The sequence below is a fragment of the Halomonas garicola genome, from assembly GCF_055382465.1.
The window spans coordinates 2,859,774-2,881,482 of the sequence record NZ_AP043931.1; the positions used below are offsets into that span (position 1 = coordinate 2,859,774).

The following is a 21,709-nucleotide window of genomic DNA, read 5'->3' on the forward strand; positions in this document are numbered from 1 at the left end:
ACTTGCCGGAGCCCATCCATGGCCGACATTCGCCTGCGCATTGAACTGCTCAATACCGACCCGCTGGTCTGGCGCCGCGTGGTGGTGCCTGAACAAATCAACTTGCACCGCCTCCACGAACTGATCCAGGACGTGATGGGCTGGGCGGACTGCCACCTCTATGAGTTCGAATGCAACGGCCGCTACTACGGCGAGCCGGACGAGTGGAGCGACCTGCCTATTGCGCAGGCACGCAACGCCAGGCTCAAGGCGATGGCTGCACGTGTCAGGGACAATGCGTTTCACTACCTCTACGACTTCGGCGACGGCTGGGAACACCGCCTTATCATCGAGGCTACGGAGCTGGAGAAGACCGACCCCTGCCCGCGGTTTATTGACGGTGCCATGGCCTGCCCGCCAGAAGACATCGGCGGCACGGTGGGCTATGAGGCGTTGAAGGCGGCCGCCGCCGGCGAACAGGATGAACACGGCCAAGAGCTATTGGAGGTACTCGGTGGCAAGTTCGACCCGGAGGCGCTGGACGAGGCTGAGGTCGCCGACATGCTCGTACCCTTCCAGGCGAGCTTTCGACGTCTTGGAAACGCGCCCAGCGCTATCGAGGCAGTCACCCCCTCGATATGGAGCCGTCGCTAAAGGGACAGGGCTTCCCATGCGACCGTTCAGCAGGTCGTTGAGGCGGGGCTGGGTGATACCCAGGCGGTGCGCAGATTTCTTCTGAGTAATGCCCCACTCCCTGACACGGTTAGCGGCCTCGCCATGAGCTCGGAGCGCAGGGGCATGTTAAGCGCCCCGAGCTGCGAGAAAGCCATATGTACGAGCTGGTCAAGACGCTGGCCGCCCAACTTCTGATGCCGTTACCCCTTTGCATGGGGCTTTTGGCGCTGGGGGCGGTGCTGCTGAAATGCCGCTATCGGCGGGCCGGGTGGTCGGCCTTTGCTTTGGGGGCGGCGGTATTGGCGCTGGCCAGCTGGGGGCCGGTGGCGGAGCGCTTGCTGATGCCGCTGGAAACCCGCTATCCGGCGCTTCAGGATTTGCCGGAGGCGCCCCCGGCCGAGGCCGTCGTCGTTCTGGGCGGCGGCTGGCGGCCAGGCGCTCCCTGGTCGAGTGTTGGGCGCTTGAATAACAGCTCCGCTATTCGCTTGATGGAGGGAATACGCCTATGGCAGCAGGCATCTGACCTGCCGCTGATCGTTACCGGCGCCAGCCGTGACCCTGGAGAGGCGCCGATTGCCCGGGGCTACGGCGACGCGGCCAAGGCGCTTGGGGTGCCCGAAACCAGGCTGCGTCTGCTTGACCATGCTACCGACACCGGGCAGGAAGCGCAGGCGGTGCGTGAGGCGCTTGGCGAAGGCGCCACCGTGGTACTGGTCACCTCCGCCTCGCATATGCCGCGCGCGATGCGCCATTTCCAGAAGGCGGGCCTGACCCCCGTCGCCGCACCGACGCATTACTTACTGGACGTCGGCAAACAGCATTCGCTGGGCTACTGGCTGCCCTCTGCCCGCCACCTTCACAAGACCGAGCGGGCAATGTATGAAGCGCTGGGCCACTTGGCCCTGAGGCTTGAGTGAGGGGGATTTGCCGTCGCGAGGAGCGCAGCGACGTGGCGATCTCGTACTTGCGGGGCCCGGTCAGCAAAACCCGAGATAGCCACGCTTCGCTCGCTATGACGTAGTGGGGGTAGTGCTCGCCATGACGTAGGAAGTGCGGTGGCGCCTTTCCCGGCTATCGTCATCGCGAGGAGCGTAGCGACGTGGCGATCTCGTACTTGCGGGGCCCGGTCAGTAAAACCCGAGATTGCTTCACTGCGTTCGCAATGACGTAGTGGGGGTAGTGCTCGCTATGACGTAGGAAGTGCGGTGGCGCCTTTCCCGGCTACCGTCATCGCGAGGAGCGTAGCGACGTGGCGATCTCGTACTTGCGGGGCCCGGTCAGTAAAACCCGAGATTGCTTCACTGCGTTCGCAATGACGTAGTGGCGTGTCATCGCGAGGAGCGCAGCGACGCGGCGATCTCTTGAGTGCGGTGGCGCTGTAGAGAAAAACCGAGATGGCCACGCTTCGCTCGCCATGACGTAGCGGGGGTAGTGCTTCGCTCGCCATGACGGGCGTGTCGTCGCGAGGAGCGCAGCGACGCGGCGATCTCTTGAGTGCGGTGGCGCTGTAGAGAAAAACCGAGATGGCCACGCTTCGCTCGCCATGACGTAGCGGGGGTAGTGCTTCGCTCGCCATGACGGGCGTGTCGTCGCGAGGAGCGCAGCGACGTGGCGATCTTGTGCAGTGCGGTGGCGCTGTAGAGAAAAACCGAGATGGCCACGCTTCGCTCGCCATGACGTAGCGGGGGTAGTGCTTCGCTCGCCATGACGGGCGTGTCGTCGCGAGGAGCGTAGCGACGTGGCGATCTCTTGAGCCGATATCGGGCAAAACCCTGAGGAATCCCCATGAAATGGGTAATAAAATCAGCATGATAGGATTGAAAAAGCCTGCATGAGTCATGCATGTTGTGAGTTACGACACACAACAACATGCGAAGGAGACCCATGCAGGCCCCTCGATTCTTGCATAACTTGCTGACGTCTTCACTCTCCGTGATCCATGCCAAGCGGCTACAGACCGTCCTCGATACCGTTGGCGCTCTGCTGGGCGAGCGACGTCTGGGATTAACGGCCATTGGCCGTGCGTTGCCGAGCTCGACGGATGCCAAGCACGCCATCAAACGAGTCGATCGACTATTAGGCAACCCTCACCTTCATCAGGAACGACCGCTGTTCTATTGGCTCATGGCCTCGCTGCTGATCGGCCATACAACGCGCCCACTGATTCTGGTGGACTGGTCGCCGATTGATGACCGCGGCAGGCATTTCCTGCTGCGTGCGGCGGTGCCCTTCGCCGGGCGATCGCTGCCCATCTTCGAGAAGGTTCATCACAAGGAAGGATGCCCATACTGTGAAGCCTATCTGCTGGATGCGCTGGCAAGGATCCTGCCCGACAAGGCCACGCCGATCCTGGTGACCGATGCCGGCTTTCGTAACCCGTGGTTTCGGGCCGTTGAAGCGCGCGGCTGGTATATCGTTGGACGGGTCCGTCAGCCCGCCCGTTACCAGGCGTCAGGCGAAGCATGGCAACCCGTGAAGACCCTGTTTCAACACGCGACATCGGAACCGCAGGCGTGGGGCTCCGTCCGGATCGCCGAAAACCATCCGTTCCGCGCTCAGATGGTGCTCTATTATCGACCGCCACGGGGACGTAAGCATCGCAATAAACAAGGCCGGATCTCTCGGGACGGCGGCAGCCGGACGATCGCCCGGCGTCAGCAGGAGCCCTGGGTGCTGGTCAGCAATCTGCCGGACCGCTCAACGCTGGCGAATAAAGTGGTAACGATCTACCGACAGCGCATGCAGATTGAGGAAGGGTTCCGCGATGTCAAAAGTCCCTTGTTCGGGCTGGGCTTCGGCATGCATCAGTCTCGCCAGGGCAAGCGCATCGAGGTCCTGCTGCTGATCGCCATGTTGGCGAACGTGGCCATGATGGTGGCCGGCCTGGATGTCCGAGCCCGGGGGCAACAGCGGCGCTATCAGAGCAACAGTATCCGGCACCGGAGCGTGCTTTCCGTGTGGCGCCTGGGCTTGGAATGTCTTCGTCGTCATCAACCCGACGCCGTGCCTTGGCCTGCTTGGACAACCCTCCGAGCACGACTTCGCGAGGAAGTCAGGGAGCAGAGCCTATGCGGCGAGTAGCAACATATTCGTGGGGATTCGTCAGGGCAAAACCCGAGATTGCTTCACTACGTTCGCAATGACGTAGTGGGGGTAGTGCTCGCTATGACGTAGTGGGGGTGGTGCTTCGCTCGCTATGACGGGCGCGTCATCGCGAGGAGCGCAGCGACGTGGCGATCTCTTGAGTGCGGTGGCATTGTAACGGCTTCACCACGGCATCAGGTCTTCCCAGCTGGGGTTCTCTGCTTCAATCAACGCGATCTTTTTCTTTCGTGAGCCTTTTTTAAGCTGCTTTTCGCGTTGAATGGCGTCTTGGGGGTGGTCATATAGCTCGCACCAGACGAGTTTGTGGCAGCGATACTGGCTGGTAAACCCCGGTGCCAGATTGTTTCTGTGTTCATAGAGGCGGCGCACCAGGTCATTGGTAACCCCTGTATACAAGACGCGGTTGTGCCGGTTGGTGAGCATGTAGACGTAATACGTTTTTTCCGGCATGGCGAGGGTTGCCTTGGTGGGATTATTCATCAAGCGTAGCCGTGCCTGCTGGTCTTCGCCTTGACGTAGACGGTGTGGGGGCTGTCAGCAAACCCCGAGATAGCCACGCTTCGCTCGCTATGACGCAGGAAGTGCGGTGGCGCCTTTCCCGGCTACCGTCGTCGCGAGGAGCGTAGCGACGTGGCGATCTCTTGAGCCAATATCGGGCAAAACCCGAGATTGCTTCACTGCGTTCGCAATGACGTAGTGGGGGTAGTGCTGCGCTCGCTATGACGGGCGTGTCGTCGCGAGGAGCGTAGCGACGTGGCGATCTCGTACTTGATGGCGTGGAGGGCGCTTTGCCGGGAGGAAGTGACTATTAACAACATGCAGCTCGGGCGCCTGTTAACGCGTTTGAACGGTGTCTGGGTGTTTGCCTTTGTGGCGCTGCTGATTGTGGTGCCTTTAAGCTATGCCATGGTGCCGCTGCTGGCGGGAGTGACGCTGCTGGCGGGGCTGGCGCTCACTCCGCCGCAGCGCCTTTGGCGCCGGCTCGACCGCGACGATGCCCTGCTGGGGGCCGCGCTGCTGGCCTATGGCGGGCTCTGGCTTGGCGACGTGTGGCGTACGGGAATCTGGCCGGTGGGCGAAGGCAATCAGGGCGTGCTGCTGCCGCTATGGCCACTGCTGGCCGCGGCGCTGCTGGTGTGGCTGCGCCGCTTTCCGCCGCCGACGCAAACGCTATGGTGGGCGGCAAGCTGCGGCGCGCTGGGCGCGGGCGCCATCGCGCTTTACGAACGGCTGGTGCTGGGCCAGGCGCGCGCCGCCAACGGTATGAACGCTATTCCCTTCGGCAACCTTGCGCTGCTGCTGGGGGCGCTCTCGTTGATGGGCGCGCTGTGGTGTTTGGGCCGCGGTCTCTCTGGCCGGCGCGGCCTGCTGGCGCTGAGCCTGCTGGGCGCGGCAGCAGGCCTGACCGGCTCGCTGCTGTCGGGTACCCGCGGCGGCTGGATCGCCGCGCCGCTGTTGTTGCTGTTGGTGTATCGGGCAGCACGCGGCCTGGTACCTACCGGCCTTCGCCGCGGTATTACCGCGGGGATCGTCGCCATACTGCTGGGCGTGGTGCTGCTGCCGCAGAGCGGGGTGGTGGCGCGAGTGGATCAGGCGGTCAGCAACCTTCAGCAGTATTGGCAGGGTGAGTCACGCGGGACCTCGGTGGGCCTGCGGCTGGAGATGTGGCGCGCCGGGGCCACACTCTTCCCCGAGCGGCCGCTGACCGGCTGGGGGGAAGGCCACCTGGAAGCGGCCCGCGACCGGCTTGTGGCAAAGGGCGAGTTCCCGCCCGGCATCAGCCGCTACGACCAGCTGCACAGCGACATGATCGACACCGCGGCGCGCCGCGGGCTGCTTGGCCTGGGTACCTTGCTAGTGCTCTACGGCGTGCCGCTGTGGCTGTTCTGGCGGCGTGCGAAGGGCTCGCACCGCGACCCGGCTCTGAGCGCGCTGGCGACCGCCGGCATGATGGTTCCCATCGCCTTTATCGACTTCGGCCTGACCCAGTCGATGCTGCGCGACGTGCGCGGGCTCAGCGGTTATCTTGGCCTGTGTGTGATTTGCTGGGCGGCCTTGCGACGGGCAGCAGAACAGCGGGCAGGCGGCCGCCAGACTCAGGTTCACGACGAATCCAACCCAGGGAGTTAACCATGGCAATACTGGTCACCGGCGGCGCGGGCTATATCGGCTCGCATATGGTGCTGACGCTACTTAAGGCGGGGCACGACGTCGTCGTGCTCGATAACCTGGCCAACGCCAGCCGGGAGGCGCTGCGCCGGGTGGCCGAACTGGCCGGCAAGGCGCCCACCTTCATTGAAGGCGATATCCGCGATCGTGACGCTCTGGATGCGCTGTTTGCCGACCACGCGATCAGCGACGTGCTGCACTTTGCCGGGCTGAAGGCGGTGGGCGAGAGCGTGGCCGAGCCGCTGCGCTATTACGAAACCAACGTCGCCGGCACGCTGACGCTGTGCCAGGCCATGGCGGCAGCCGGGGTTTATCGGCTGGTATTCAGCTCCTCGGCCACGGTGTACGGCGACGGCCACCCGATGCCGATTCACGAGGGCTTGCCTACGGGGAAGCCCACCAACCCCTACGGCACCTCCAAGCTGATGGTGGAGAACGTGCTGCAGGACCTCGCCCGCGCCGACGAGCGCTGGTCGATTGCGCTTTTACGCTACTTCAACCCGGTGGGCGCCCACGAAAGCGGGCGCATCGGCGAAGACCCCAACGGCAAGCCCAACAATCTGGTGCCGTTTATCGCCCAGGTGGCCGTCGGCCGGCGGGAGGCGCTGTCGGTCTTTGGCAACGACTACCCCACCGCCGACGGTACCGGCGTGCGCGACTATATCCACGTCATGGATCTGGTCGAGGGCCACCTGGCCTCCATGCAGGTGCTGGCCGCGCGCCGAGGGGTTGGCATTTGGAATCTGGGCACCGGGCGCGGCTATTCGGTGCTGGAGATGGTTCGTGCTTTTGAGCGCGCCTCGGGCCGCCCTGTGCCGTACAGAGTGGAGCCCCGCCGGGAAGGCGATATCGCCGAGTGCTGGGCGAACCCGGCGCTGGCCCGCGAGGAACTCGGCTGGCACGCCGAACGCGGGCTCGAGGACATGCTTGCGGATACCTGGCGCTGGCAGCAGGCCAACCCCCAGGGCTACGCCCGCTGACGGAGCGCGCGGCTCGCTATCGCCGTCGTGAGGATGGTGTACGCTTCCCGCTATCGTCGTCGCGAGGAGCGTAGCGACGTGGCGATCTCTTGGGCCGATATCGGGCAAAACCCGAGATGGCCACGCTTCGCTCGCCATGACTGGTAGTAGATATGGCGCTCACCGCCCGCTACCGTCGTCGCGAGGAGCGTAGCGACGTGGCGATCTCTTGGGCCGATATCGGGCAAAACCCGAGATGGCCACGCTTCGCTCGCCATGACGTAGTGGGGGTAGTGCTGCGCTCGCCGTGACGTAGCGGGTATCGCGCTGCGCTCGCCATGACATATCGGGCATGCACGCTGCTCTTTTAAGCACAACCAATGAAAAGGACTCCCCCATGAACATCGCTGTTGCCGGTACCGGCTACGTCGGCCTTTCCAACGCCATGCTGCTGGCCCAGCATAATGACGTGGTCGCCGTGGATATCGTGGCGGAAAAAGTCGGCCTGTTGAATAACGGCATCTCGCCCATCGAGGACGCCGAGATCAGCGACTTTCTCGCCAACCGCTCGCTGAGCTTTCGCGCTACGCTGGACGCCGAAGCAGCCTACCGCGAGGCCGATATCGTGCTGATCGCCACGCCCACGGACTACGACCCGAAGACCAACACCTTTGATACCTCAAGCGTGGAAGCGGTGATCCAGACCGTCATGGCGGTCAACCCCGGGGCGCTGATGGTGATCAAGTCCACCGTGCCGGTCGGCTACACCCGGGGGGCCAGCGAACGCTTTGGTACGGAAAACCTGCTGTTTTCCCCGGAGTTTTTGCGCGAAGGGCGGGCGCTGTACGATAACCTGCACCCCTCGCGGATTGTTGTCGGCGAGCGCTCCGAGCGCGCCGAGCGGTTTGCCGGCCTGCTGAAGCAGGGGGCGGAAAAACAGGACATCCCCTGGCTGTTGACCAACAGCACCGAGGCCGAGGCGATCAAGCTGTTTGCCAATACCTACCTCGCCATGCGCGTGGCGTATTTCAACGAGCTGGACACCTACGCCGAGACCCACGGGCTGGACAGCCGCCAGATCATTGAGGGGGTGGGGCTCGACCCGCGCATCGGGGATCATTACAACAACCCCAGCTTTGGCTACGGCGGCTACTGCCTGCCCAAGGATACCAAGCAGCTGCTGGCCAACTATCAGAACGTGCCCAGCAACATCATTCAGGCGATCGTCGATGCCAACCGCACCCGCAAGGACTTTGTCGCCGGACAGATTATCAACCACCGGCCGGGAGTGGTGGGGGTTTATCGCCTGATCATGAAGGCCGGCTCGGACAACTTCCGCGCCAGCGCCATGCAGGGGGTGATGAAGCGCATCAAGGCCAAGGGGGTTGAGGTGATCGTGTATGAACCGGTGCTGGAAGAGGACACCTTCTACGGCTCGAGGGTGATGCGCGACCTGGACGCCTTCAAGGCCAAAGCCGATGTGATCCTCAGCAACCGTATGGTCAGCGAGCTCGCTGACGTCAAGGATAAAGTCTATACGCGCGATCTTTTCGGCAGTGACTGAGTAGCTCTTTGGTGGCTACATCATCGCTGACTGAAGTCAGCTCCCACAACACCCTGCTGCCACCAGGGCCTTGTGCCACCGCCCCGGCGGCAGGGCAGCAGGCGGCACTTTACCCCTTGGCTTCGCTGAAGGTCTGGCCGGAGACGCTGGGGTGGTAGAGCGGCTGGACGCTGTTGCCGTCGGGGTCGAGGCAGTAGAAGCTGTAGCCGCCGTCGCCGTGGTCGTGTGGCGGGCGCGAGACCTTGATGCCCTGGGCGACCAGGTAGTCGTACCACTTGTCGACATCTTCCTTGTTATCGACCACAAAGCCGAAGTGGTCGAGGCGCTGGGGGTCGCCGCCGGTGTCTTCCTTGGCCCGGGCGAGCGAGAAGTTGTCGTTGCCAAGCGTCAGGTAGACGAGGTTTTCGTGGGCGCGGCGCAGAAGCGACATGCCCAGGATTTCGGTGTAGAAACGCTCGCAGGCTTCCAGGTCCTGTACCTGCAGGGCGATATGGCGCATGCCGTTAAAGGCGGGTGGGCGTTGCATAAAAGCTCCGTGAGTTGAAACAAGGATGGGTTGTGGTGGAAAATCGCCGCCACCGGGCGGACTATGGAAATATTTTCCATTACGTTATTGTCCGCCAGTATAGCCGTCAACCCAGGGAGATGCCATGTACTGCATTATTGTTCAGACCCAGCTCAAGCCCGGCAAGCGCGAGGAGTTTCTGCGCGCCATGCTGCCCAACGCCGAAGCCTCGGTGCGCGAGGAGCCGGGCTGCTACGTCTTCGACGTGCTCGAGGACCAGAACAGTCCCGACCTTTTCCACCTCTACGAAATCTACGAAAGCAAGGAGGCGCTTGCCGAGCACAAGACCACCGAGCACTACAAGGAAAGCCGCGCGGTGGTCAACGAGCTGATCGCCGAGCAGAGCGTGATCAAGGCCGACGTTCTGGCGGCCAATCACGCGTCCAAGCGCTGAGCTGCCGCGGCGGCAGCGCGTTTTCCCGGCGGTACAGGGGTAACGGCACGGCCTTCGGGTCGTGCCGTTTTTGTATCTCGTGATAAGCTTTTGTTCATTGCCGCGGGCGCTCTCCGCCCGACGGAGCAGCGTTGACCCCCAATGGCTGACGCGGCCTCGCCTGGCGGGCTGCAACGCCTTACCATCAGGAAAACTGCCCCATGCTTGCCCGTTTAAAGCTCGCCGCCTGGCTCCCCGCAACGGCGCTTGGCCTCGGCCTTGGCTATACGCTGATCACTCTGACGCGCCTGCCCTGGTGGACGCTGCCCTGCGTGGCCGTGCTGGCCGGCGCCCTGGGCCTGCAGCTGCGGGTGGGCAGCAACGTTGGCGGCTACCGCCGGGCCTGGCCGTGGTCGCTGGTGCCGCTGTGCCTCTGGGGCCTTTACGTTTACCTTGCCGACAGCTTCGGCAACGTCGACCTGGGCGCGGTGTTTTTCCACCTTCAGGCGGGGATTACCGACCACGGCGGCACCGAGCGCCTGATCGCCGCCGGGGTTTATACGCTGTGCATGATCGGGCTTTTATGCGCCTTTACCTGGCTGGTGCGCCGGGACGCCCGGCTGCGGCGCATCGAGCCTTTGATTGCGCTGGCGCTGCTGGTGGGCAACCCGCTGCTGCTGGGGCTCGGGGAGCGCAGCGCCGCGGTGGTCACCGACGACGGCGGCTGGCTCGACCGCCACTACCAGCACCCCGCCATCGACAGGCAGGACGACCCGCCCAACCTGGTGATCCTCTACCTGGAAAGCCTGGAGCGCACCTACGGCGACGCCACCTTCGGCGACACCTACGACGACCTGCGCGAGCTTGGCGAAGACGCCGTGGTGTTTGAAGGCGTCGAGCAGATCAACAACACCGGCTGGACCATGGCCGGCATGATCGGCAGCCAGTGCGGCACTCCCTTGATGCCCGCGGGGCTGGTTCACGACCGCCAGTTCGAGCCGCTGGCCGAAGTGGTACCCGGGGTGAAGTGCCTGGGCGACCTGCTCGACGAGCAGGGCTACCGGCTCAGCTACCTGGGCGGGGCGAGCAAATCCTTTGCCGGCAAGGGGCGCTTTTACGAAGGCCACGGCTTCGACAACGTCATGGGCCTCGACGAACTCAAGGACGGGCTTGACGACCCCGACTACGTCAACGACTGGGGGCTCTACGACGACACCCTTTACGACCTCACCGTCGACGAAATCAAGCGCCTGGACGCCGAAAGCGACGGCCCCTGGGGGGTGGTCAACATCAGTTTGTCCGCCCATGCGCCCGCCGGCTTCCCGGCCCAGAGCTGCCGCGAGCGCCAGGGCGAATGGGACGATCAGGACATTCTCTACTCGGTGAAGTGTTCGGCCTGGCTGGCCCGCCGGCTGGTCGAGCGGCTGGAGGACGAAGGCCTGCTGGACGATACCCTGGTGGTGGTGGCAAGCGACCACCTGTCCATGCGCGTCTCGGTCTGGGACGAGCTTGTCGGCCTGCCCCGGGAAAACACCTTTATGCTGCTGGGCAACGGCCTGGAACCCCGGCGAATTTCCCGGCGCGCCTCGATCGTCGATCTGTTTCCCACCATCCTCGACGCCATGGGCTACCCGGCCGCAGAGCACCGGGCCGGGCTCGGCGCGTCGCTGTTGAAGCCGGACTCCCACACCCTGCTTGAGCGCTACGGCAAGGACAAGATCAACGCCCGGCTGCTGGAAGAAAACGAGCTGCAGCATCGCCTTTGGGAAGGCCTTGCGCCCCAGCGGCGCGAGGACCAGGAGCCGCCCCAGGACAATTATTAGGGTCTGTTGACGTTTCATGGCAGGGGTATTGGCAGGATAGGGGCAAGCTCACAGAATAAAGGTTCCTAAGCCAACAAACTGCAAGCCTGCCATGCCCCGACAAATGCTCACGGATGAACACTGGCCGAAGCTGAAATCTATCCTGCTTCAACAAGGTATTTATGACAAGACCGATCTGCGTACCACGGTGGAAGGCATCCTTTATCGGATGCGAACCGGCTGCCCGTGGCGGGACCTACCGGAGGCGTTTGGCCCCTGGAACACGGTCTACAAGCGCTTCAACGCCTGGTCAGCGAGTGGAAAGCTGATGAGGATTTTCATCTCTCTGGTGGAAGATCCTGATGTCGAGTGGCTATTTATTGATGGTTCCTACGTCAAGGCTCACCAAGATAGCACTGGGGCTGCCACGGAAGATGCAGAAGCCATTGGCAAAAGTCGTGCAGGCAATACCAGCAAGATCCACTTGGCCGTGGATGCTTATGGGTTGCCGATCGCCTTCAGAATAACCGGGGGTGAAGTGCACGACAGCACGGAAGCCCAGGCATTGATTGACGGTTTGCCGGCAGGTGACGCGCTGGTGGCTGACAAAGGCTATGACAGTGAACGTATCCGTGAGCAGGTCGAAGCCAAAGGAATGGCTGCCGTCATTCCACGCAGGCGTAACTCGAAAAAAGGAAATGCCAATCTGGACAGAGGGTTATATCGCTACCGGCATCTGGTTGAGAATGCCTTTGCTCGATTGAAACCGTATCGCGCCATTGCGACGCGCTACGATAAGCTCAAACGAAATTACGAAAGCATGGTGGCCTTGGCATGCGGCTTTTTATGGCTACCAATGTGAAACGTCAACAGGCCCTAAGGACTGGCATTAACGACTGAGCATTAACGCCTGGGCATCGACGGCTGAGGGCGCAGCGTCTGGGGAGGCTCGGCGCTTTCGCGCACCGCCCGGTACACCGGCTCGACGTAGAGGTGGTTCAGGCAGTTGGTGTGCCCCAGCGGGCACACGCGCTTGAAGCACGGCGAGCACCAAAGCGCCAGGTAGTGGATACGGGCGTTATCGGTCAGCGGCGGCGTGTAGTCGGGCGTTGAGGAGCCGTAGATTGCCTGCACCCGGGTGCCCACCGCGGCGGCCACGTGCATCAGCCCGGAGTCGTTGGTCACTACCTGGGCGCAGTCCGCCAGCAGGTCCACGGCATCGGCAAGCGAGGTGGCCCCGCAAAGGTTGTGAGCATGCGCAAGCCCGCTAACGATGGTCTCCCCGGCCGCGTGGTCCCCGGGGCCGCCGAAGATGCGCACGGCGAAGCCGTCGTCGATTAATCTTCTCGCCAGTTCGTGAAAGTATTCAAGCGGCCACTGCTTGGCCGGCCCAAACTCGGCGCCGGGCATCATGCCGATGGCCGGGCGCGCGGGCAGCCCGTGGCGCTGGCGCAGGCTCGCCTGATTATCAGCGTCGACTTCAAGGCGCGGCGCAGGAATGGCAAAATCGCCCGGCGCCGCTTCAGCGGCGGGCAGCCCCAGGGCGACAAACCGTTTGACCGTCTGGTCGAGCACGCTTTTATCCAGCGACCGGTGCTCGGTTAATAGCCCGTAGCGCTGCTCGCCGAGAAATCCCACCCGCTCGGGGATTCGCGCCAGAAACGGCACCAGCGCTGACTTCCACGAGCGCGGCAGCACGATGGCGCGGTCAAAGTGCCCCTGCATCCGCTGCGCCATTGCGCGCCGCGCCCCCCAGCCGAATTCGCCGTGACCCACGGCGAGCGGCATCACCTCGGTGATCTCGGGCATGCGCGCAAGGATGGGCTCCGACCACGCCGGGGCTACCACGCTGATCGTGGCGTCGGGGTAGCGCTGTTTCAGCGTGATAAACAGGCTTTGCGCCATCACCATATCGCCCACCCAGGACGGCCCGACCACCAGCAGGTGCTCTACCGCTTTAGCCATTCAGCCACTCCAGATAGGCTCTGACGCCTTCAGCGACGGTGTTGAACTCGACGTCGCAGCCGGTCTCGCGCAGGTGTTCGATATCCGCCCGGGTATAGCTCTGGTAGCGGCCCTTGAGCCCGTCGGGGAAGTCGATATAGTCGATCTGCCCCCGGCCGTAAAAGTCGATCACCGCCTCGCCGATGGCCTTGAACGGCTCGGCGCGGCCGGTACCCAGGTTGAAGATGCCCGAGCGCCCGGGATTATCGAGAAACCACAGATTGACGTCGACCACATCGCCGACGTAGACAAAATCCCGGCTCTGCATGCCCGCCTCATAGCCGTCCCAGGCGCCGAACAGCTTGAGGTTGTCGCCGCCGCTGATCTGGGTGTGATGATGGAACGCCACGCTTGCCATCTTGCCCTTGTGCTGCTCGCGCGGGCCGTAGACGTTGAAGTAGCGAAAGCCCACTACCTGGGTGGTAAGCGAATCCCAGCGCGCGCGCACGTGCTGGTCAAACAGCAGTTTGGAGTAGCCGTAGACGTTGAGCGGGCGCTCGAACGCCGGGTCTTCCTTGAACACGCTGCTGCCGCCGTAGGTGGCCGCCGAGGAGGCGTAGAGAAAGGCGACGCCGTAGCGGTCGCAGTAGTCGAGCAGCGTCCGCGAGTAGGCGTAGTTGTTCTCCAGCATGAACTGGCCGTCCCACTCGGTGGTGTCCGAGCAGGCGCCCTCGTGGAAAATCGCCTCGATCCGGGGTAGATCGGTGGGCTCGCCGGCAAGGGCAGCGCGCACGTCGGCGATGAAGGCGTCCTTGTCGCGGTAGTCGGCAAGCGTCAAGTCCGCCAGGTTGACGAACTTGGTGCCGTCGCGCAGGTCGTCCACCACCATGATGTCGGTGCGGCCCCGCGCGTTCAGCGCCTTGACGATATTGGCGCCGATAAACCCGGCACCGCCTGTGACTACGATCATGTTCGCTCCTGCTTGTCTCGTATGCTATTGATGCCGCGCTCTACGCCCCCGGAGCTATCGCAGAACTATCGCAGTTAGAACCGGCAACAGGTCGCCGAGAGGGCGCTATGAATCCATCCCTGGACGCTACCTACGCCATCCTTGGCGTAGAACCCTCTCTTTGACCTGTTACCGACTCTCCTGCGCATATACAGCTGCCATTGCCCTGCGCCCGAAGCGGCACGCGCCTATAACCTGTCTGCCATGAATTGTATACTTGACGCTCTATGAATTCATGGTCAACGGTGCTTCGATGAGTGTTTCAACCAATAGCTCGACACCCGACGTGTCGACGTTCCAGGGACTGATTCTGGCCCTGCAGCAATACTGGGCCGAGCAGGGCTGCGTGGTGCTGCAGCCGCTGGACATGGAAGTGGGCGCGGGCACCTTCCACCCGGCGACGTTTCTGCGCTCCATCGGCCCGGAAAACTGGAACGCTGCCTATGTGCAGCCGTCGCGACGCCCCACCGACGGCCGCTACGGGGAAAACCCCAACCGCCTGCAGCACTACTACCAGTTCCAGGTGGTGATGAAGCCCTCTCCGGCCCACTTCCAGGACCTCTACCTGGGCTCGCTCAGACGCCTGGGGCTCGACCCGCTGGTCCACGACGTGCGCTTTGTCGAAGATAACTGGGAATCGCCCACGCTCGGCGCCTGGGGGTTGGGCTGGGAGGTCTGGCTCAACGGCATGGAAGTCACCCAGTTTACCTACTTCCAGCAGGCCGGCGGCATCGAGTGCTTCCCGGTGACCGGCGAGCTGACCTACGGCCTCGAGCGCATCGCCATGTACCTTCAGGACGTGGACAGCGTCTACGATCTGGTGTGGACGGTCGCCCCGGACGGCAGCCGGGTCACCTACGGCGACGTCTACCTGCAGAACGAGCGCGAGCAGTCCGCCTACAACTTCGAGCACGCCGACGTCGACTACCTGTTCAAGGCCTTCGACCACCAGGAAGGCGAATGCGCCCGCCTGCTCGAGGCCGGCCTGCCGCTGCCCGCCTACGAGCAGGTGCTCAAGGCATCGCACACCTTCAACCTGCTGGACGCCCGCCACGCCGTCTCGGTGACCGAACGCCAGCGCTTCATCCTGCGCGTGCGTACCCTGGCCCGGGACGTGGGTAGCGCCTACTACGCCTCGCGCAAGGCGGCGGGCTTCCCGCTCGCCGCCGAGGCCCTGCGAGACGAGCTGCTCGCTGACGACCAAAGTGTCAACGACAAGGGAGACGCCTGAATGGCCACGGATACGCTGTTACTCGAACTCGGCTGCGAGGAGCTGCCGCCGGTGGCCCTTGACGCGCTCTCCGATGCCTTTGCCGAGGGCATCAAAAACGGCCTGGACGCCGCCGACGTACCCTTTGGCGAGGTTCGCGCCCTGGCCACGCCCCGCCGCCTGGCCGTCCAGGTGAGCGCGCTTGCCGACAAGCAGCCCGACCGCGAAGTCGAGCGCCGCGGCCCCGCCCTCGCCGCCGCCTTCAAGGACGGCGCGCCGACCAAGGCCGCCGAGGGCTTTGCCCGCTCCTGCGGGGTCGGCGTCGATCAGCTCATCGAGCTTGAAACCGCCAAGGGCACCTGGCTTGGCTACCGCGAACAACAGACCGGCGAGAGCGTCGGCGCGCTTTTGCCCGGCATTCTGCACAAGGCCATCAGCGCCCTGCCGGTGCCCAAGTACATGCGCTGGGGCGACACCCGCACCGAGTTCTCCCGCCCGGTGCACTGGCTGGTGGCGCTCTACGGCAGCGAAGTCGTCGCCGCCGAGGCGCTGGGCCTGACCGCCAGCCGCACCACCTACGGCCACCGCTTCCACGCCCCGGACGCCGTTCAGCTGGCCCACGCCGACGACTACCCGAGCACCCTGGAAAACGCCTACGTGCTGGCCGACCGCGAACAGCGCCGGGAGCGCATCCGCGAGCAGGTGCTGGCCGAGGCCGAGATCAACAACGCCATCGCGGTCATCGACGAGGATCTGCTGCGCGAAGTTGCCGGCCTGGTGGAATGGCCGGTGGCGCTCACCGGCAGCTTTGACGAACGCTTCCTCGAGGTGCCGGCGGAGTGCTTGATCTCCTCGATGCAGGCCCACCAGAAGTACTTCCACCTGCTCGACGAACACGGCCGCCTCAAGCCGCTGTTCATCACCGTGGCCAACATCGAAAGCCACGACCCCGACCAGGTGATTGCCGGCAACGAAAAGGTCATCCGCCCGCGGCTGGCCGACGCGGTGTTCTTTTACGACACCGACCGCAGGCGCACCCTGGAAAGCCGCCTGCCGGCGCTTGACGACATGGTCTTCCAGCATCAGCTGGGCACGCTTGCCGACAAGGCCCGGCGCAGCGAAGCCGTCGCCGCCTTTATCGCCGAGCGGATCGGCGGCGACGAGGATCACGCCAGGCGCGCCGCCCGGCTTGCCAAGTGCGACCTGGTCACCGAGATGGTTCAGGAGTTTGCCGAGCTTCAGGGCATCATGGGCCGCTACTACGCCGCCCGGGACGGCGAAGCCGACGAGGTGGCCACCGCGCTTGAGGAGCAGTACCTGCCGCGCTTTGCAAGCGACGCCATTCCGCAAACCGCCGCGGGCAAGGCGGTCGCCCTTGCCGACCGGCTGGATACGCTGACCGGCATCTTCGGCATCGGCGCGCGCCCCACCGGCGCCAAGGACCCCTTCGCCCTGCGCCGGGCGTCCATCGCGGTGATTAATATTCTGGTCCAGGGCGAGCTCGACCTCGACCTGCGCGAGCTGTTGGCCCTGGCCGCCGAGCAGCACAGCGGCCTTCCCCGGGGCGACACGGTGGTCGACGACGTGCTGACCTACATGCTCGACCGCTTCCGCGCCTGGGGGCAGGATCACGGCATCAGCACCGAGATGTACCTCGCCGTGCGCAAGCGCCCGGTAACCCGGCCGCTGGACTTTGCCCGCCGGCTGTACGCCGTTCAGGCCTTCGCCCGGCGCGACGAAGCCGCTGCGCTGGCCGCTGCCAACAAGCGCGTGTCGAACATTCTCGCCAAGCAGGACCACGACGGCTCAACCGAGGTCAATGGCGATCTGCTCGGCGAAGGCGCCGAACAGGCGCTGTTCGAGGCGCTGGGCAACCGCCGGGAAAGCGTAGCCCCGCTGCTGGCCAAGGGCCTCTACATGGAAACCCTGGACGCCCTGGCCACCCTGCGCGAGCCGGTGGACCGCTTCTTCGACCAGGTGATGGTCATGGCCAACGACGACGCCGTGCGCCACAACCGCCTGGCCCTGCTGGCGAGCCTGCAGGCGCTGTTTCTGGAAGTGGCGGATATCGCCGAGCTGCCGCAGTAGCCTGGTGAACGCTTTGTCTCTCTCAAGCCCGGCTTTCGCCGGGCTTTTTGTTTGCTGCCCGAAACTGAAACGGCAGTCACTGGATATATAATGCCCAACGCCGCGGATAGGTCACGAGAGACGCTGTGAATCCATCCCTGGAAGCTACTTACGCCATCCCTGGCGTAAAATCCCTCTTTGACCTATCCCCGGCCGGGCATTATCCACGCTGCTGTGAAAAGTGTTTCACGTGAAACATCTCTGTTCAGGACACCGGAAATACCATGACCGTTACGCCCAATGCCACTTCGTACTCCCCTGACCGCCTGGTGATTCTCGACCGTGACGGCGTGATCAACCGCGACTCCGACGCCTACGTCAAAACCCTGGACGAGTTTGTCGTCTACCCCCAGGCCGTTGACGCTATCGCCCGGCTGACGAAGGCCGGCTACGCCGTGGCCGTGGCCACCAACCAGTCGGGCATTGCCCGAGGCTACTTTACTTCCGCCACCCTCGAGCAAATGCATGCGCGGCTGACCGAGATGGTAAAAAACGCCGGCGGCCGGCTCGACGCCATCGCCTACTGCCCCCACGGCCCGGACGACGGCTGCGACTGCCGCAAGCCGCTGCCGGGCCTTTTGTACCAGGTACGCGATACGCTTGGATTGGCAACGCTTGCCGGCAGCTGGATGGTGGGCGACAGCCTGCGCGACCTGCAGGCCGGCGACGCCGCCGGCGCCCGCCCGGCGCTGGTGCGCACCGGCAAGGGTAAAAACACCGAGGCCAAGGGACAGCACGCCGAGGATACGCCGGCGTTTGATGACCTCGCAGCCTTTGTCGACTGGCTGCTGGGGTGACAGCAGGCAGGCTATCGCCGCCTGAATTGAGTCATTGCTGCGCGACTCACGATGACAGTAGCGGGAAAAGGGCATACGCCCACTATGGGTCATGGCGAACGCAGTGAAGCAATCTCGAGGTTGGTTGCCGCTCGCGGCGTAAGAGATCGCCACGTCGCTTACGCTCCTCGCGATGACGATAGCGGGAGGCGAGCACCACACTCCCTACGTCGTAGCGAACGAAGCACGCCACCCACTACGGTCATGGCGAGCGCAGCGAAGCTATCTCGGGGTTTCTTTACCGTGCCCCCCGCAGCTGCGAGATCGCCACGTCGCTTACGCTCCTCGCGATGACGGTAGCGAGAAAAGGGCATACGCCCACTATGAGTCATTGCGAACGCAGTGAAGCAATCTCGAGGTTGGTTGCCGTTCGCAACGTAGGAGATCGCCACGTCGCTTACGCTCCTCGCGATGACAATAGCGGGTGGGCAGCGAGCGCCTTACCTACTACCGGTCATAGCGAGCGCAGCGAAGCTATCTCGGGGTTTCTTGCTACTGGCACAGCAGGAGATCGCCACGTCGCTTACGCTCCTCGCGATGACAATAGCGGGTGAGCAGCGAGCGCCTTACCTACTACCGGTCATAGCGAGCGCAGCGAAGCTATCTCGGGGTTGGTTGCCGCTCGCGGCGTAAGAGATCGCCACGTCGCTTACGCTCCTCGCGATGACGGTAGCGGGAGGCGAGTACCACACTCCCTACGTCGTAGCGAACGAAGCACGCCACCCACTACGGTCATGGCGAGCGCAGCGAAGCTATCTCGGGGTTTCTTGCTACTGGCACAGCAGGAGATCGCCACGCTTCGCTCGCGATGACTCGTAGAGGGTGTGTGCGCGATGCCATAAAAAAAGCGCCGCTGGCTATGTGCCGGCGGCGCTGCTTTTCCTTTCACCGGGTATGTTTCACGTGAAACATGCCCGTTTTTGCTTCAGCACAGTCAGATATCGATGTTGGCCGCCAGGGCGTTGGACTGGATGAAGTCTCGTCGGGGCTCGACCTCGTCGCCCATCAGGGTGTTGAACATCATGTCCGCGGCGATGGCGTCCTCGATGCTCACGCGCAGCATGCGGCGGCTGTCCGGATCCATGGTGGTTTCCCACAGCTGCTCGGGGTTCATTTCCCCCAGGCCCTTGTAGCGCTGCACCGAGAGGCCGCGCTGGCCTTCCTGCATCAGCCAGGCGAGCACCTCGGAAAAGCTCGAGACCGTTTTCTTGCGCTCGCCCCGGGTGATGTAGGCGCCCTCTTCCAGCAGCCCCGAGAGCGTCTCGCCAAGCGCCGTCATCGCTCGGTAGTCGGCGCTTTCGAAGAAGTCCAGCCCCCACATATAGCTGTTGGTCACGCCGTGGGCCACCAGGGATACCGCCGGCAGGTGAAGCCCGCGCTCCTCGTCTTCGTGAAGGTAGAAATAGTAGCGCGGCCCGCCTTCGTAGGCGGCCTTGTCGTCCATGATCTGCTGCAGCTCGTCGATCCAGTTCTGCATGGTCACGCGGTCTTTCAGGCTGGATTCGCCGGAAAGCGCCGACGTCTGCACCATCTGCTCGAGCACGGTGTACGGGTAGATCCGCGACAGGCGCTCGATGCGGCGCATCACGCCGCGGTACTGGGTGACCAGCGCTTCCAACTGCGAGCCGCCGATCCCCGGCGCGTCGGCGTTGACGTAGAGCTGGGCGCCGTCAAGCGCCGTGCTGGTCAGGTAGTCGACCATCGCCTGCTCGTCTTTCAGGTAGAGCTCCTGCTTGCCGCGCTTGACCTTGTAAAGCGGCGGCTGGGCGATGAAGACGTGACCGCGCTCGATGAGCTCGGGCATCTGGCGGAAGAAAAACGTCAGCAGCAGCGTGCGGATGTGCGAGCCGTCGACGTCGGCGTCGGTCATGATGATGATCGAGTGGTAGCGCAGCTTGTCCGGGTTGAACTCTTCGCGGCCGATGCCGCAGCCCAGGGCGGTGATCAGCGTGCCCACCTCGGCGGACGAGAGCATCTTGTCGAAGCGCGCCTTCTCCACGTTGAGTATCTTGCCCTTGAGCGGAAGGATCGCCTGGATGCGCCGGTCGCGCCCCTGCTTGGCGCTGCCGCCGGCGGAGTCGCCCTCGACCAGGTAGAGCTCGGAAAGGCTGGGGTCCTTTTCCTGGCAGTCGGCGAGCTTGCCGGGCAGCCCGGCGATATCCAGCGCGCCCTTGCGCCGGGTCATGTCCCGGGCCTTGCGCGCCGCCTCCCGGGCGCGGGCAGCGTCGAGCATCTTGTTGACGATGGCCTTGGCCTCGTTGGGCTTCTCGACCAGATAGTCGGCCAGCAGCCGCCCCATTTCCTGCTCGACGGCGGTCTTGACTTCGCTGGAAACCAGCTTTTCCTTGGTCTGGGAAGAGAACTTGGGGTCCGGCACCTTCACCGACACAATCGCCGTCAGCCCTTCCCGGGCGTCGTCGCCGGCGGTGCTGACCTTGGCTTTTTTCAGCAGCCCTTCGGCCTCGATGTAGTGGTTGAGCGTGCGCGTCAGCGAGGCGCGAAAGCCGGCCATGTGGGTGCCGCCGTCGCGCTGGGGAATGTTGTTGGTGTAGCAGTGGATGTTCTCGTTGAAGGTGTCGCTCCACTGCATGGCCACTTCTACCTCGATGCCGTCGTCGCGCGCGGAGGTAAAGTGAAACACCGGGTTCAATACCGTCTTGTTGGTGTTGAGGTGCTCGACGAACGCCCGCAGGCCGCCTTCGTAGCGGAACAGCTCTTCCTTGCCGCTGCGCTCGTCCATCAGGCGAATGGCCACACCGGAGTTGAGGAAGGACAGCTCGCGCAGGCGCTTGGCGAGAATATCGTAGTGGAACTCGATATTGGCGAAGGTATCCGTCGAGGGGCGAAAATGCACCCGGGTACCGCTTTTTTCCGTGGTGCCGACCACGCCAAGGGGCGCTCTCGGCACGCCGTGGTTGTACACCTGCTCGAACACGTCACCCTGGCGCCAAACGGTCAGCCGCAGCTCCTCAGACAGCGCGTTGACCACGGAGATACCCACGCCGTGCAGCCCGCCCGAGACCTTGTAGGAGTTGTCGTCGAACTTGCCGCCGGCGTGGAGCACCGTCATGATCACCTCGGCGGCAGAGACGCCCTCTTCCTGGTGAATCTCGGTGGGAATGCCGCGGCCGTTGTCGCTGACGGTGACCGATTCGTCCGGGTGGATGACGACGCGGATTTCGCTGCAGTAGCCCGCCAGCGCCTCATCGATGGAGTTATCCACCAGCTCGAACACCATGTGGTGCAGCCCGGTGCCGTCGTCGGTATCACCGATGTACATGCCCGGACGCTTGCGCACCGCGTCCAGCCCCTTGAGCACCTTGATGCTTGATGAATCGTAAGCCTGCTCGCTCATTGACCACTCCGTCGTGAAGTCTGTCTTGTTCCGTGTC

Annotated in this window: 17 protein-coding genes; 12 read left to right on the forward strand and 5 right to left on the reverse strand. The window is 63.7% G+C overall.

The window, feature by feature from the left end; all coding sequences use genetic code 11:
- Nucleotides 1-18 precede the first annotated feature (18 nt).
- From ACZ46Y_RS13670 to ACZ46Y_RS13680, 3 genes are all read left to right on the forward strand, one after another.
- Entirely contained in the window at nucleotides 19-633 is a 615-nt protein-coding gene (locus ACZ46Y_RS13670; protein WP_311957729.1) for a plasmid pRiA4b ORF-3 family protein, read from the forward strand.
- Nucleotides 634-809: 176 nt separating this feature from the next.
- A complete protein-coding gene (locus ACZ46Y_RS13675) occupies nucleotides 810-1,571 on the forward strand; it encodes an ElyC/SanA/YdcF family protein (protein WP_311957725.1) in 762 nt (253 codons plus the stop codon).
- Between the two features lie 967 nt (nucleotides 1,572-2,538).
- Nucleotides 2,539-3,735, forward strand: a complete 1,197-nt coding sequence (locus ACZ46Y_RS13680) for an IS4 family transposase (RefSeq protein WP_311882096.1) — start codon at nucleotides 2,539-2,541, stop codon at nucleotides 3,733-3,735.
- Between the two features lie 186 nt (nucleotides 3,736-3,921).
- On the opposite strand, the gene ACZ46Y_RS13685 is transcribed toward ACZ46Y_RS13680, so the two are convergent.
- Complete coding sequence (locus tag ACZ46Y_RS13685) at nucleotides 3,922-4,239, reverse strand: GIY-YIG nuclease family protein (RefSeq protein ID WP_311957693.1); 318 nt, start codon at nucleotides 4,237-4,239, stop codon at nucleotides 3,922-3,924.
- A 321-nt stretch (nucleotides 4,240-4,560) separates the two neighbouring features.
- On the opposite strand from ACZ46Y_RS13685, the gene ACZ46Y_RS13690 reads away from it, so the two are divergent.
- From ACZ46Y_RS13690 to ACZ46Y_RS13700, 3 genes are all read left to right on the forward strand, one after another.
- Complete coding sequence (locus ACZ46Y_RS13690; RefSeq protein WP_311957694.1) at nucleotides 4,561-5,889, forward strand: O-antigen ligase family protein; 1,329 nt, start codon at nucleotides 4,561-4,563, stop codon at nucleotides 5,887-5,889.
- A gap of 2 nt (nucleotides 5,890-5,891) precedes the next feature.
- A complete protein-coding gene (galE, locus tag ACZ46Y_RS13695) occupies nucleotides 5,892-6,908 on the forward strand; it encodes a UDP-glucose 4-epimerase GalE (RefSeq protein WP_311957695.1) in 1,017 nt (338 codons plus the stop codon).
- A gap of 376 nt (nucleotides 6,909-7,284) precedes the next feature.
- Nucleotides 7,285-8,451 carry a nucleotide sugar dehydrogenase gene (locus ACZ46Y_RS13700; protein WP_311957697.1) on the forward strand — a complete coding sequence of 389 codons (1,167 nt, stop codon included), beginning with the start codon at nucleotides 7,285-7,287 and terminating at the stop codon, nucleotides 8,449-8,451.
- Nucleotides 8,452-8,560: 109 nt separating this feature from the next.
- Here the strand turns inward: ACZ46Y_RS13700 and ACZ46Y_RS13705 are convergent, their stop codons facing one another.
- Nucleotides 8,561-8,977 (reverse strand): VOC family protein, encoded by a 417-nt coding sequence (locus tag ACZ46Y_RS13705; protein ID WP_311957698.1) that lies wholly within the window; start codon nucleotides 8,975-8,977, stop codon nucleotides 8,561-8,563.
- A 124-nt stretch (nucleotides 8,978-9,101) separates the two neighbouring features.
- Between ACZ46Y_RS13705 and ACZ46Y_RS13710 the strand changes: the two genes are divergently transcribed.
- The 3 genes from ACZ46Y_RS13710 (at nucleotide 9,102) to ACZ46Y_RS13720 (ending at nucleotide 12,053) form a co-directional block, all read left to right on the forward strand.
- A complete protein-coding gene (locus tag ACZ46Y_RS13710; protein ID WP_311957700.1) occupies nucleotides 9,102-9,410 on the forward strand; it encodes a putative quinol monooxygenase in 309 nt (102 codons plus the stop codon).
- A 200-nt stretch (nucleotides 9,411-9,610) separates the two neighbouring features.
- Nucleotides 9,611-11,212 carry a sulfatase-like hydrolase/transferase gene (locus tag ACZ46Y_RS13715; RefSeq protein WP_311957701.1) on the forward strand — a complete coding sequence of 534 codons (1,602 nt, stop codon included), beginning with the start codon at nucleotides 9,611-9,613 and terminating at the stop codon, nucleotides 11,210-11,212.
- Between the two features lie 91 nt (nucleotides 11,213-11,303).
- A complete protein-coding gene (locus tag ACZ46Y_RS13720) occupies nucleotides 11,304-12,053 on the forward strand; it encodes an IS5 family transposase (RefSeq protein WP_311881913.1) in 750 nt (249 codons plus the stop codon).
- A gap of 41 nt (nucleotides 12,054-12,094) precedes the next feature.
- Here ACZ46Y_RS13720 and waaF read toward each other — a convergent pair whose 3' ends face one another.
- Nucleotides 12,095-13,156, reverse strand: coding sequence for a lipopolysaccharide heptosyltransferase II (gene waaF / locus ACZ46Y_RS13725; RefSeq protein ID WP_311954822.1), 1,062 nt, complete (start codon nucleotides 13,154-13,156; stop codon nucleotides 12,095-12,097).
- Nucleotides 13,149-14,105, reverse strand: a complete 957-nt coding sequence (rfaD, locus tag ACZ46Y_RS13730) for an ADP-glyceromanno-heptose 6-epimerase (protein ID WP_311954821.1) — start codon at nucleotides 14,103-14,105, stop codon at nucleotides 13,149-13,151. The genes waaF and rfaD overlap by 8 nt, the downstream gene beginning before the upstream one ends.
- Before the next feature lie 292 nt (nucleotides 14,106-14,397).
- Here rfaD and glyQ point away from each other — a divergent pair, with 292 nt between their 5' ends.
- The 3 genes from glyQ (at nucleotide 14,398) to gmhB (ending at nucleotide 18,278) form a co-directional block, all read left to right on the forward strand.
- Nucleotides 14,398-15,375 (forward strand): glycine--tRNA ligase subunit alpha, encoded by a 978-nt coding sequence (glyQ, locus tag ACZ46Y_RS13735; RefSeq protein ID WP_311954820.1) that lies wholly within the window; start codon nucleotides 14,398-14,400, stop codon nucleotides 15,373-15,375.
- Nucleotides 15,376-17,442, forward strand: a complete 2,067-nt coding sequence (gene glyS, locus ACZ46Y_RS13740; protein WP_311954819.1) for a glycine--tRNA ligase subunit beta — start codon at nucleotides 15,376-15,378, stop codon at nucleotides 17,440-17,442. It abuts the gene before it with no gap.
- Between the two features lie 263 nt (nucleotides 17,443-17,705).
- Nucleotides 17,706-18,278, forward strand: a complete 573-nt coding sequence (gmhB, locus tag ACZ46Y_RS13745; RefSeq protein WP_311954818.1) for a D-glycero-beta-D-manno-heptose 1,7-bisphosphate 7-phosphatase — start codon at nucleotides 17,706-17,708, stop codon at nucleotides 18,276-18,278.
- A gap of 973 nt (nucleotides 18,279-19,251) precedes the next feature.
- Here the strand turns inward: gmhB and gyrB are convergent.
- Nucleotides 19,252-21,672 (reverse strand): DNA topoisomerase (ATP-hydrolyzing) subunit B, encoded by a 2,421-nt coding sequence (gene gyrB, locus ACZ46Y_RS13750; protein ID WP_311954817.1) that lies wholly within the window; start codon nucleotides 21,670-21,672, stop codon nucleotides 19,252-19,254.
- Between the last annotated feature and the right edge of the window lie 37 nt (nucleotides 21,673-21,709).